Here is a 12,254-nt window from a genome sequence, read left to right on the forward strand (position 1 = left end):
CTGGCAGCTAAAACCCACAACTTCAAATCGACATGAGCCAGCATTCAGACCGCATTGCCCCTCACGGCGGCATCCTGGTCAACCGCATTGCCACACTAGACCAAAGACAAGAATTTTTCGACAAAGCAGAAGTATTGCCGCGAGTCCAGCTTTCGGATCGATCGATCTCCGACCTGCAAATGATCGCCATCGGCGCCCTGAGTCCCCTCAAAGGGTTCATGAACGAAGCTGATTATCGATCGGTCGTCAAACAAATGCGCCTCTCCAACGGCCTCCCTTGGTCGGTTCCCATCACCCTCTCCGTCTCCCAAGCAGTCGCCGACTCCCTCAAAGAAGGCACTTTAGTGCGCCTCGACTCGCCGGCGGGCGAATTTGTCGGGCTCTTGGAACTCGCAGAAAAATATCACTACAGTAAAGAAGAAGAAGCCCTCAACGTCTACCGCACTGACGACCTCAAACACCCGGGCGTCCAAGTAGTAGACAAATCCGGGCCCGTTAACCTCGCAGGCGACATTTGGCTGCTGGAACGCGAACTAGATGTCCGCTTTCCCCAATACCAAATTGACCCTGCGAAATCGAGAATGCTGTTCGCAGAAAAAGGATGGAAAACGATAGTCGGTTTCCAAACCCGAAACCCCATCCACCGCGCACACGAATACATCCAAAAATGTGCCTTAGAAACAGTAGACGGCTTGTTTCTGCACCCGCTAGTCGGGACGACAAAAGAAGACGACATCCCGGCTGATGTGCGGATGCGCTGCTACGAAATTCTGCTAGAAAAATACTATCCAAAAGATCGCGTAATTTTGGCAATTAATCCGGCGGCGATGCGCTACGCCGGGCCGCGAGAAGCAATTTTTCATGCTTTAATCCGCAAAAACTACGGCTGCACTCACTTTATCGTGGGGCGCGATCACGCTGGAGTTGGCGATTATTACGGCACTTACGATGCCCAACATATTTTTGATGAATTTGAGCCGGGAGAATTGGGAATTGTGCCGATGAAATTCGAGCACGCTTTCTATTGCAAACTGACGGAACAAATGGCTACAACTAAAACAAGTCCCAGCACTCCCGAACAACGGGTGCATTTGTCGGGAACCAAAGTTCGGGAAATGCTGCGCGCTGGAAAATTGCCGCCGCCGCAGTTTTCCCGGCCGGAAGTCGCCGCAGAATTAGCCAAGGCAATGAATATTTTCAATTACGAGATTTAAATCTTGAACTTGGGTGGGGGCGGCATTCTGCATAGTTTTTAATTTTGAGTTTTGAGTTTTAAATGGGAAATTTTTAACTTAAAGCTCAAAAGTTAAAACTTAAAAACTCCCTTAATACTAAACACTCACAATCTAATTAATTCCCCTAAAATTATTGAGGGGAATGTAACTTAGAATTCAAAACTTAAAATTCAAAGCTATTTAAAAATGGGACTCAAGCGGCGGGAATTTTTGCAGCAAGCTGGCCGGGTGCTGGCCGCCATCGGAATCAGCGAGGCCCTGTGGCTGCCGTTGGGCGATCGCTACCTCCAAGCCTTAGCGCAGCCGACAGCCAGGAAATTGGCTTTGTTGGTTGGCGTTGACAAATATCCAGACTCGCCCCTGCACGGCTGCGTGACGGATGTGGAATTGCAGCGGGAACTGCTGATATATCGGTTTGGGTTTGTGCCGTCGGACATTTTGACTTTGACTGACGCTAAAGCTACGAGGGAGAATATCGAGACGGCTTTTGTCACTCACTTGACTCAACAAGCAAAACCCGGTGACGTGGTAGTTTTTCACTTTAGCGGCTGCGGTAGCCGAGTCAGTTTGGGCGAGTCTCCCGGAAAAATGCAAAACAGTTTGGTGCCGGCGGATGATGTTTTGCCGTTGCTACCAAACCGGGCGGTGAACGATATTTTAGAGGAAACGCTGTTGCTGTTGATGCGATCGCTCGCGACAGAAAATGCGATCGCCATCCTCGACACCAGCTACCCCTATCGGGGTTTCCCTACAAACGGCAACTTTCGCATTCGCTCCCGCCCCCGCCCCACCATCGGCGAGCCTCGCCTCGGAGAATTAACGTTCGCCGAAGACCTCAGATCCGGCACAAATCTCCGTCCGGCCGCCACCGTACTGGCCGCGGGTGCGAATTCCCAACTCGCCGCCGAACAAGAGTGGAACGGATTTACCGCAGGTTTGTTTACCTACGCCCTCACCCAAACTTTGTGGTGGGCAACTCCCGCTAGCAGCTTCAGCGTCAGTTTCAGCCGCGCCGCGGGCAATGTCGAGCAAATGACAGGGTTATCGCAGCAACCGCAAATTCTCAATCACGATTTAACAACCGCGCCGGCGGTGAATTTTTCAAATTTAATCTTCAATTCCCCTGCATCTGACGGCGCTGTGACGGCGGTGGAAGAGGGGGGCAAAACTGTGCAGTTGTGGCTGGGCGGGTTGTCGCCGGGGGTTTTGGAGTGCTCCGGGGGTTCTGTGTTTGCAGTGGATTCCTCGGAGGGCGCGAGGCTTTTGCTGCGGGGACGCACGGGCCTCTCTGCTAAAGCCCAAGTTGTAGACGGGTTCGATCGAACAGACGGCCAACTAACAGTCGGCGAACTCGTGAAGGAAGAAATTCGGGTATTGCCGCGAAACATCGGTTTGACAGTAGCTTTGGACTCGGGTTTGGAACGCATCGAGCGGGTAGACGCTACCAGCGCCTTTGCGACTGTGCCGCAAGTTTCGGCGGTAGGCAGCGAGCAATTGGCTGACTGTCGGTTCGGCAGAGTCCCGGAAACGACTTTAGCCGAAACAGTCTCGCCTCACGAGCCTGCTTTGCCTCAAAGCCGTTACGGTTTGTTTTCTTTGGCTCAAATGCTGATTCCCGATACTCAGGGCGACGGGGGAGAAGCAGTCAAGGTGGCGGTGCAGCGCTTGACTCCGCAGTTGAAAGCGCTGCAGGCTGGGAAGTTGCTGCGGCTGACAGTCAATGAGGGGTCTTCGCGCCTCAAGGTGCGGGCGGAGTTGGCAACTCTCGCACCGCAAGCGCGGGCTGTGGCGCAGCGAGAGCCGGTGCGGGCCGGCGGTGATTATCGCCTGGAACCGCTGAGCGGGGAAAGTGAGAAATCCGCAAGCGCTCATATACTAAGTTTGCCAGAAGGCAGCCGAGTTCGGTACAGATTGTATAACGACAGCGATCGCCCGGTTTACTTTGCGGCGTTTTGCTCGGACAGCGCGGGACGGCTGTCAGTGCTCGGCGTTGAGGGCAAAGATGCTGTGGGGGGAATGTCGCGGGCGATCGCTCCTGGGGAGAATTTGACCGTGCCGGCGGCTGGGGCGATCCTCTTCGAGGGCTTCGCTAACGGGTGGGCGGTATCTGGGCCGATCGGACTTGCAGAAATTATGATTATATTTAGTGAGAGTCCCTTCGCTCAAACTCTGGCTGCAATAGAAGCCGAAATGCAGCAAACGAGGGATGCCCTGCCAATTCGAGAGTTGTTGAATCCTTTAAATGTGGCGCGGGCGGTACTAGAAGATTTGCACGCCGCTAGCATTCCGGGGGTGCAGAAAGTGGGGATATCGACCGATGATTTGGCTTTGGATGTGAATGTTTGGGCAACTCTGAGTTTTGTTTATCGAGTCGTTTAATTGTTAAAAACTCCTCGCTCATAGTCCGCGATTTCAATCGCTTTTGACCTCAAACTACACCAACGAAGTCCACCTACGCAAGACAGAGAAATCATATCAAATTCGGCTTAAACACCCCATTGATCTCGCTTGTCCCTATGATCTATGACGAAAGTTTCACTTGCAGAGCGGTTTCAACCGCCGAATCAGCAACGAGGTGGATTTCGGCGGATTTGGTATAAGAAATCAAGACTGATAAAGCTTTTCTACCATTTGAGCCAAGCGTTTCATTGCAGTTTCAATCTCCTCATTTGTTGCGGTCAAACTGATGCGTAAACACTCATGTTTATGCTGCCAATCTTCCCGCAAACCGGGGAAGAAAGAACTTCCAGGCACGACAATTACACCCACTTTCTTCAACTCTTGATACAGTTCCCAATCAGTCATTGGCAAATCTTTCAGCCACAACCACGCAAAAATTGCTCCTTCGCCCCGGTGCAAAAACCACGGCAAATTTTTCGGCATTGCTTGTTCAAGAGTGCTTTCTACGATCGCAAATTTGCTTTGATAGTACGGCCGAATTACGTTGATGGAAATATCGGCAAGAGCGCCGGAAGCAATGGCACGAGTGGCGATCGCCTGTCCGTATCTTGGCGAATGAATGCACATATTGGTCTGAAAACATTCTAATATTTGAATGAGTTTTTCATCGCCGATCGCAATTCCGATTCTTTCACCAGGTAATCCTGCTTTCGACAAACTCATACAGTGCACGATATTGCCGCCAAAAATCGGCGTCATTTCGGTAAAATTCAAGGACGGGAAGGGAGGGCCGTAGGCGGAATCAACGAACACCGGCACGTCGAAAGCGGCCGCTAAATCGGCAATTTTCTTAACTTCGTCGTCAGTGAGAACGTTGCCGGTGGGGTTGCAGGGACGGGAAAAAATGACGCAACCGGTGGTTTGGTCGATCGACAGTTGGCTGAAATCCGGGCGGTATTTGAACCTGTGGGCGGCTGCATCAATATCGAGGGTGGGTTTGCAGGCGACTACCGCTTCGGGAATCAAGCTAACGCCGCCGTAACCCGTGTAGTCTGGGCTCAGCGGTAAAACAATATTTTTAAGGCTACCCCCCCTAGCCCCCCCTTGGTAAGGGGGGGATGGGGGGGGTGCGGTGTAGCCGCCGAAAGCGTTGGCTGCGTAGAAATAGATCGATTGACTGCCGGGAGTAATTAGAATATTGCGATCCGTCAAATTCAGTCCGTAACGCTGGTTGAAATCCGCCAATACCGCATTGATAAACGGCTGATAACCTTGACTGGAACCGTAGCGACAAACCACCTCGCCGTATTCTGGGCTAGCCAAAAGTTCCGCAGTGCAGTCGCGCCACAACTGCTCGACTTGCGGCAAAATCACCGGGTTTCCGGCGCTCAAATTGATAAACTCCTGCCCGCTGCCGGCTCTGAGAGTTTCAATAATATCTTTCATAATTGCCCGAACTCCCGTGAGGTGGGACATCTGAGCGCCAAATTGAGTCAGGGCAGGGTTCATAGCAAATGCAGCGACAATGATAGAAGTTTACAGTTTACCCATAATAACTCCAGTCGCAGGCGTTAGCCTAGCTTGTCTGGGGCATGGGTTGTCGATCGAGCGTCTGATTAATTCAATAAACTCGATCGCACTGCATTTTGTTTTTCCCCTGTGCGCGCGCCGGATCATAAGATTCAGGCCATTTGTGGAGCTGGATCGATCGATCGAACAGTCTTTTTTGCCTAAAAATTAGCGAACGGAACAGCAATCGCTAATTCAAGAGTTGTGGTAAGATTTCACGCCGTCGCGCCAGATGAATTGCCGATACTTGACAACAACCATTGGGAGAATCTAAAATTAGCCGTAGAACCCGATCGCAACAGAATTTTATGGACTCCTGTTACTTCTATAATTACAGGTTTAATCCAGCCTCAAGAATCAGATTTGTTGCTAGCTCATTTTCATGATTCGCGGTTTGCTGACAGCGGTGCATTTTATTATCAATCCGACTAAAGCCAAGATAGGTCGTAAGGTCGCCCTTTGAGGCGCGTTACATAACAAACACGTAAATTCCCAACCCAATTAACAGCCGTAAAATTCAACACAACAATGACACACTTTCCACTTATAGAATACGAGCAGCTTACCGATCCTAAAGCCAAAGCAGTGTACGAAGAAATCTTGACAGACTTGGGGTTTGGCATCGTCCCCAACCTGTTCAAGTCAATGGCAATCAACCCTGACCTATTAGAAGCAAATTGGAAAAAATTCCGGGGAACAATCCTGCAAGGAGACTTACCTCGCACGCTTAAAGAAATGGTCGGCGTCGCTATTTCCCAATCAAATAATAGCGAGTACGCTCTACAAGTTCACCTGCACGGATTGTCAGCCTTGGGGATGAGCGAAGAACTACTGCGAACCCTAGTTTCTGACTTTGCCAACTGCCCTTTGCCAAAACGTGATAAAGCCGTAATTACCTTTGGCTTGCTGGCTGCTACAAAACCCCTGGAAATGACAGAAACTGATTACCAAAACCTGCGGGATTTAGGACTTGATGATTCAGAAATTTTTGAGATTATTGCGACAGCAGACTTGTTTAGCTTTGTTAACCGATATACTGATGCAATAGCCCTCGAAATAGATGCTTTGTAATCTATATTGTATACCCATATTATGGGCGATCGGCTAGAAGATCAAGATCGAGAAGAGCTTCTGTTGACAGCCCGCCGTTTGTTAGCAGAAGCTCAAGCGCTTTCCATCCGCATTTCCGCTGTCAACGAAGTTGCCACTGCCATTAACCGCACCCTGGATCTCAACCAGATTTTGCGGGTACTAGGCAAGCAAGCCAAATGGCTACTCGACTTTGAACACTGTAGCGTTTGCCTGCACAGCACTAACACTTGCATGACCTTATTTGGCCGGCATATTCCTGTAGATATTGCAGCCCTCCCAAAGGGCGGCCCTATTCACAAGGCTTTCACAACACGTCAACCTCAATTAATTCAAGAAGCGGGTGCTACTGCTATTTTATCCCCCTACGCTTCGCAAATTATCCTTCCTTTGGAAAGCGAAGGTAAGGTTTTAGGGACAATTAATTTTGCCACAACCAAGTCGAGAGCTTACACTCAAGAAGATTTACGAATTGGCTATCTTTTGGCTTTGCAACTATCTTCAGCTATCCGAAATGCTGAACGCTTTAAAGAGATAAATAGGCTGTATTCCGAACTCGATGCCGAAAAGCACAAATCCGATCGGCTACTGTTGAACGTGCTGCCGGTTGAAATTGCCGAGGAACTTAAAAATAACGGCAAAGTGGAACCACTTTATTATGATAACGTATCGGTTTTATTTACTGACTTTCAAGGCTTTACTCAGTTATCTGAAAAAATGAAGCCGCGAGAGTTAGTTGACGAACTAGATTATTGTTTTTCTTATTTCGATCGCGTGATGGATAAATATTCTATGGAAAAACTGAAGACTATTGGCGACAGCTATATGTGCGCTGCAGGAATTCCTACGCCTCGCCCAACACACGCCTTTGACGCTGTACTTGCTGCCCTAGAAATTCGACAGTTCATGGATTTGCGAAAAATACAGAAAGCTCAACAAAATATCCCTTATTGGGATATCCGCATTGGCATTCATTCAGGCCCAATACTTGCTGGGGTAATTGGCAATAAAAAATTTTCCTATGATGTCTGGGGAGATACAGTTAATACTGCATCTCGGATGGAATCTTCCGGCGTAGCTGGAAATATCAATATCTCTCACGACACGTTTGAATTAGTTAGAGATTTTTTTGAATGCGACTACCGAGGAAAAATTTATGCTAAAAATAAGGGCGAGTTGGATATGTATTTGGTTCGCCATCTTAAATAAATTTTGGAAGCGCTAATTGCTAATGGAGGATGGCAAGCCCAGCCTTTATACCCTTTTAAATTTTAGAGAAAAAGTTTTATAATTGGCAATGACTGATAACTATCCTGATTGGGTTCACCAGGCTACAGTGGCCTTTTTTTAACCGCTGTTAGATATACAAATCTAACTCAACTACGAACTCAGAATATATAAGTCGAATTTTTTTCAAAGTTCGGTATTGTATCGGATTGTCACCAGACTATATTAAAATTATCGAGTTGTAGATTTTATTTGTTAATTATTTATGCGTATTTGGCAAGCCGATTTTTACCGCCGTCCTCTCCAAGACGAAACTGGCAAACCACTGTGGGAACTCTTAATTTGCGACTCGGAAGGCAGTTTTCAATTAAGCGCTGTTTGTCGCCAAGGGGACGCAAATTCTCATTGGCTAGCTTCGCAGTTGCAGCAGCAAGCTCAAACTCAGAATTTGCCCGACTTGATTCAAGTATTTAGGCCTCAGTCTCTGGGCTTAATCGAAGCTGCGGGCAAAGTTTTGGGTGTCAAGGTGGAAGCGACTCGGCGCACTGCGAGTCTGAAATTGTTGCTGCAAAAACGCGCAAAAGAATATTTGAGTATGCCTAATTATACAGGTGAAACTTACAGCGCGATCGCCCTCGACTCGCCGCCGCCCGTACCCTTACCCGAAAACCTCTGGGGCGATGGCTGGCGTTTTGCTTCCCTACCCGCCGGCGACATTGAAGATGCTTTTCAAGGGCGTCCCCTGCCAATTTTGGAAATGCCAGAATTGCTGTTACCGCTGAATTTGGGCTTGGCCTCAACAGTACCCGTACCGGGAGTTGTGATTGACGGCGGGCGCCAGTCTATGCGGTTGGCTAGATGGCTTCAGGATGCCAAACCTTTCGCTTTGAATTATATTGCTGGAGAACCAGACGGATTGATATTGGAAGCTGGGTTAGTAGATAGGTGGGTTGTGGCTACTTTTGAAGATAGCGAGGTGAAAGCCGCGGCCCAAATTTACCAACAGCGCAAGCAATTAAGTAAAGGATTGCATTTTTTGTTAGTCCAGCCCGATGATAGTGGCATGACTTATACAGGCTTTTGGCTATTGAATTTTGAGCGATAATTTAAGATGTAAATAATATTATTTGTGATGTCAAGGGTTCGCGCACCTAAAAATAGTAAAACACCGCCCGAACTCAGTTCCCGCCCATACAGACTCAAACACAAATTTTAAAACAGCTTCTTGAGTCAGCAAGAGATAGTGCTGCAAATTTATTCTACAACTAAAATCAATCCGTTTCGGATGCCCTGACACACTCGGTTGATGTGAGAGTGGTCTTTTTCGTTCAGACCTTTCTGGGCTAGCATGGCTGATTTCAGCAGCCGTCTATCAAGGGGGGTAATTTGACGAAAAGCAAAAATACGCTGGACGATCGCCTCGATCGAGATTTTGGGGAGGTTAGCAGAGCTGACTGTCATGGTCTTAACACGCTAAAAGTAGGTAACAGAACTATGTACCTTTATTTTTAAAGATTTTGTGAAGGTAGTTTGTGATTGAGATCACATATATTTAGTGACAAAATAGTGTATGTGGGGGTGACTGTTGTCACCAAATCTTCAATTATCTTTACGTCAACTTAACGATGGCCCGATAGAATCACTGTGGTAAAACTCAAGCAGAGGGTAAAAATGGCACAAGCAAAAATCGGAATTATCGGCGGCAGCGGTTTGTATAAAATGGAGGCCCTCAAGGATATTGAAGAGGTGAAAATTGATACACCTTTTGGATCGCCATCGGATGCCGCAATTGTGGGAACATTGGACGGTACGCCAGTAGCATTTCTGGCTAGACACGGCCGCAACCACACTTTTTTGCCGTCAGAAGTGCCTTACCGGGCAAATGTTTATGCCATGAAGAGTTTGGGAGTGGAGTATTTAATCTCAGCGTCGGCGGTTGGTTCCCTGAAAGCTGAGGCGAAACCTTTAGATATGGTAGTGCCGGATCAGTTTATCGATCGCACAAAAAATCGAGTTTCTACTTTTTTTGGAGAAGGAATAGTCGGTCACATCACATTCGGCGATCCGGTTTGCGGCGAATTGGCTAAAGTATTGGCAAGTGCGATCGAATCCTTGAACCTCTCCGACGTTACCCTGCACCGGGGCGGCACTTACGTCTGCATGGAAGGCCCGGCATTTTCCACAAAAGCAGAATCCCACCTTTACCGCAGTTGGGGGGCGACAGTCATCGGAATGACAAATTTGCCGGAAGCAAAATTAGCCAGAGAAGCAGAAATTGCCTACGCAACTTTAGCATTAGTCACCGATTACGACTGCTGGCACGAAGATCACGACAGCGTAACCGTAGAAATGGTAATAGCAAATTTGCACCGCAATGCAGAGAATGCTCAAAAAGTCATTCAAGAAACAGTACGGAGGTTAACAGAAAATCCCCCCGTTTCCGAGTCGCATTCAGCTTTGAAATATGCTATTCTGACTCGGCTCGATCAAGTGCCTGCCGCAACTAAGGAGAAAATGGGTTTGTTGTTGCAGAAATATTTGTAGTTGAAAGTGAGGCGTTGCATATTTGCGGGATGATTTTGAATTTTATCAAAGCTGAAAACCCTTATTTTTCTGCGTGGCTATAAGAGTCCCCCCTACAAGAGTCCTCCCAAAATTATGCAATGCCGTAAAATCAATATCAAATTGAGGTGAATCACTATTTGCCAATGACTGATTCTATTACGAGGTTTTTTTCTATTTATGTAATTTGACGCTAAGTAGACGCTAATAGGTTCTTGGAGTGTCCTGAAGCCGATCGATCGATAAGTAATTTTTTAGGTGTTATTTTACTAGGAACTTATGAGTAATAGTGCAGTTAAGCCAAATCAAATGATTGATGTTGCAGTTGTGGGTGGTGGCGTTTCTGGGGCCTACGCTGCTTGGCGGTTAGCATCTCATCACAAATCTTCTAAGATTCGTCTCTATGAATTGAGCGATCGCATTGGTGGTCGGTTACTATCAATGACAATGCCGGGGATGCCTCATGTTCAGGCTGAGTTGGGTGGGATGTATGTGACTGAATCTCAGGCTATTGTCTGGGAATTGATTAAGTTGCTGAACCTGAAGACAACGGTTGTTGACTTTAGCAGTCCGGGAGTACGGGCATATGTTCGCGATCGCCATTTGTTGATGAGTGAATTTAACCAACCGGATAAAGTCCCTTATAATTTACGGCCGGATGAAGAAGGTAAAAATTATGAGGAATTGTTCGATTTAGCTGTTGGGCGGGCGATTCCAGGGAAAGAGTTAACTCCTGAATATTTTGCTTCCGATGATTGGAAGCGCGATCGCGAAACGCTGAAAATTGACGGTCAACACTTGTATGACTTGAGTATTTGGGAAGTGTTGCTGAAGGAAATTAGCAACGAGGCTTACAATCTCAGTTTGGATACGGGCTTTTTCTATTCGGATTTGGGTACTTGGAATGCGGCTAGTGCGATCGCTACAAGTATGTCTCTTCCCTACAGCGATACTTGGTACATGATGGCTGATGGCTACCAAACATTACCGAAAACCCTCGCGACAGAATTTGAGAGAGAGGGTGGGGAAGTTTGCTTAAATCATCGCTTAAAAACTTTCGATCGCACTCCAGAAGGGCTGATTAGGTTAAATTTTGTCGATCGCGCGGGTCATTCTCTCCCGCCCGTGTTCGCGAAACATCTGATTTTAGCAATGCCGAAGCGATCGCTAGAACTGTTGGCCGTAGAAAATCAGCAGAATTTCCTATTTAGCAATTCAACTTTTCAGGTAAATATCCAAACCGTTAGCAGCGATCCCGCTTACAAACTTTTCCTCGGTTATCATCATCCTTGGTGGCACGAACTAGATATTCATGGTGGTACTTCAGCTACAGATTTGCCGATGCAAAAGTGTTACTACTTCGGTACAGAAAGCGCCCAAGGGGGCGACCCAAACAATCACAACTCGCTATTATTAAGTGTTTTTTCTGATAATATTGCTGCGGGTTTCTGGCGAACGATGGCCTATAATCCTGATAACCCAGAAAAACGTCCAGCTTTTCGCGGAGAACGAGGCGAAAAAATGGAATTGAGAGCTTTTCTGAAAAGTGATGGTTCTATTACCACAGACCCCTTAGTTCCTTCTCAGAATATGGTACGGACGGCCCAGCAACAACTCAAAGCCCTACACAATTTAGCAGATATTCCAGAACCTTATACCGCCCTTTATATCGACTGGCAAAAAGATCCCTACGGGGGTGGATGGCACTCTTGGAACCCCCGCTGTCAGCCCTGGGAAGTGATGAAACAGATGCGGCATCCGATTCGTGCTGCTAATGTTTATGTCTGTGGCGAAGCCTATTCAAATATGCAAGGATGGGTGCAAGGAGCGTTGAATAGTGCAGAATTAATGTTAGAGGAAAACTTTAACTTGAGTCGGCCTGAATGGTTGCCACCCAGTTATGATTTGGGGTCGTAAAATTCATTTTACTGTTTCCCAGACCGCCAGGGAATGAATTCCCTGGCTAATAGCTAAAGTCCTCTGAAGAGGACTGAAAAACTCATTCTACCTCGACCATATTTCTTGTGGAACAGGCATCTTGCCTGTTCAAAACTCGCTTTTTTGGAGATGTCTATTAGTCCTCTTTGAGAGGACTTTCGCTATTAGACAGGGAATTCATTCCCTGGCGGACTGACAGGCGGACGAAAGAACTGGGCGGACTGACAGCTTAAG

Annotated in this window: 10 protein-coding genes; 8 read left to right on the forward strand and 2 right to left on the reverse strand. The window is 47.5% G+C overall.

Annotated elements, in window-relative coordinates:
• Positions 1–32 precede the first annotated feature (32 nt).
• Together sat and QUA33_RS09515 are read left to right on the forward strand one after the other, a co-directional pair.
• A complete protein-coding gene (sat, locus tag QUA33_RS09510) occupies positions 33–1,214 on the forward strand; it encodes a sulfate adenylyltransferase (protein ID WP_333148369.1) in 1,182 nt (393 codons plus the stop codon).
• Positions 1,215–1,421: 207 nt separating this feature from the next.
• Positions 1,422–3,614 carry a caspase family protein gene (locus tag QUA33_RS09515; protein ID WP_333148371.1) on the forward strand — a complete coding sequence of 731 codons (2,193 nt, stop codon included), beginning with the start codon at positions 1,422–1,424 and terminating at the stop codon, positions 3,612–3,614.
• Positions 3,615–3,839: 225 nt separating this feature from the next.
• Here QUA33_RS09515 and QUA33_RS09520 read toward each other — a convergent pair whose 3' ends face one another.
• The gene (locus QUA33_RS09520) at positions 3,840–5,144 is read right to left on the reverse strand and encodes a valine--pyruvate transaminase (RefSeq protein ID WP_333148373.1); all 1,305 of its coding nucleotides are present in this window, start codon (positions 5,142–5,144) and stop codon (positions 3,840–3,842) included.
• A 264-nt stretch (positions 5,145–5,408) separates the two neighbouring features.
• Between QUA33_RS09520 and QUA33_RS09525 the strand changes: the two genes are divergently transcribed.
• The 4 genes from QUA33_RS09525 (at position 5,409) to QUA33_RS09540 (ending at position 8,625) form a co-directional block, all read left to right on the forward strand.
• A complete protein-coding gene (locus QUA33_RS09525) occupies positions 5,409–5,636 on the forward strand; it encodes a hypothetical protein (RefSeq protein WP_333148375.1) in 228 nt (75 codons plus the stop codon).
• Between the two features lie 96 nt (positions 5,637–5,732).
• Complete coding sequence (locus tag QUA33_RS09530; RefSeq protein ID WP_333095122.1) at positions 5,733–6,275, forward strand: peroxidase-related enzyme; 543 nt, start codon at positions 5,733–5,735, stop codon at positions 6,273–6,275.
• Between the two features lie 21 nt (positions 6,276–6,296).
• A complete protein-coding gene (locus QUA33_RS09535; RefSeq protein ID WP_333148376.1) occupies positions 6,297–7,502 on the forward strand; it encodes an adenylate/guanylate cyclase domain-containing protein in 1,206 nt (401 codons plus the stop codon).
• Positions 7,503–7,785: 283 nt separating this feature from the next.
• A complete protein-coding gene (locus QUA33_RS09540; RefSeq protein WP_333148378.1) occupies positions 7,786–8,625 on the forward strand; it encodes a Tab2/Atab2 family RNA-binding protein in 840 nt (279 codons plus the stop codon).
• Between the two features lie 149 nt (positions 8,626–8,774).
• Here the strand turns inward: QUA33_RS09540 and QUA33_RS09545 are convergent, their stop codons facing one another.
• Positions 8,775–8,981: a hypothetical protein gene (locus QUA33_RS09545; RefSeq protein WP_333036261.1), complete on the reverse strand. Its 207-nt coding sequence runs from the start codon at positions 8,979–8,981 to the stop codon at positions 8,775–8,777.
• A gap of 210 nt (positions 8,982–9,191) precedes the next feature.
• On the opposite strand from QUA33_RS09545, the gene QUA33_RS09550 reads away from it, so the two are divergent.
• Positions 9,192–10,064: an S-methyl-5'-thioadenosine phosphorylase gene (locus QUA33_RS09550; protein WP_333148380.1), complete on the forward strand. Its 873-nt coding sequence runs from the start codon at positions 9,192–9,194 to the stop codon at positions 10,062–10,064.
• Between the two features lie 297 nt (positions 10,065–10,361).
• Positions 10,362–11,999, forward strand: a complete 1,638-nt coding sequence (locus QUA33_RS09555) for an FAD-dependent oxidoreductase (protein ID WP_333148382.1) — start codon at positions 10,362–10,364, stop codon at positions 11,997–11,999.
• Positions 12,000–12,254 lie beyond the last annotated feature (255 nt).

This window comes from Microcoleus sp. Pol14D4, assembly GCF_036701245.1.
Lineage (GTDB): Bacteria > Cyanobacteriota > Cyanobacteriia > Cyanobacteriales > Microcoleaceae > Microcoleus.

Excerpts from the sequence above, each read along its gene's own strand:
- QUA33_RS09555 (WP_333148382.1), top strand. The coding sequence starts at position 10,362 with ATGAGTAATAGTGCAGTTAAGCCAAATCAAATGATTGATGTTGCAGTT.
- QUA33_RS09550 (WP_333148380.1), top strand. The coding sequence starts at position 9,192 with ATGGCACAAGCAAAAATCGGAATTATCGGCGGCAGCGGTTTGTATAAA.
- sat (WP_333148369.1), top strand. The coding sequence starts at position 33 with ATGAGCCAGCATTCAGACCGCATTGCCCCTCACGGCGGCATCCTGGTC.
- QUA33_RS09530 (WP_333095122.1), top strand. The coding sequence starts at position 5,733 with ATGACACACTTTCCACTTATAGAATACGAGCAGCTTACCGATCCTAAA.
- QUA33_RS09515 (WP_333148371.1), top strand. The coding sequence starts at position 1,422 with ATGGGACTCAAGCGGCGGGAATTTTTGCAGCAAGCTGGCCGGGTGCTG.
- QUA33_RS09520 (WP_333148373.1), bottom strand. The coding sequence starts at position 5,144 with ATGAACCCTGCCCTGACTCAATTTGGCGCTCAGATGTCCCACCTCACG.
- QUA33_RS09540 (WP_333148378.1), top strand. The coding sequence starts at position 7,786 with ATGCGTATTTGGCAAGCCGATTTTTACCGCCGTCCTCTCCAAGACGAA.
- QUA33_RS09535 (WP_333148376.1), top strand. The coding sequence starts at position 6,297 with ATGGGCGATCGGCTAGAAGATCAAGATCGAGAAGAGCTTCTGTTGACA.
- QUA33_RS09545 (WP_333036261.1), bottom strand. The coding sequence starts at position 8,981 with ATGACAGTCAGCTCTGCTAACCTCCCCAAAATCTCGATCGAGGCGATC.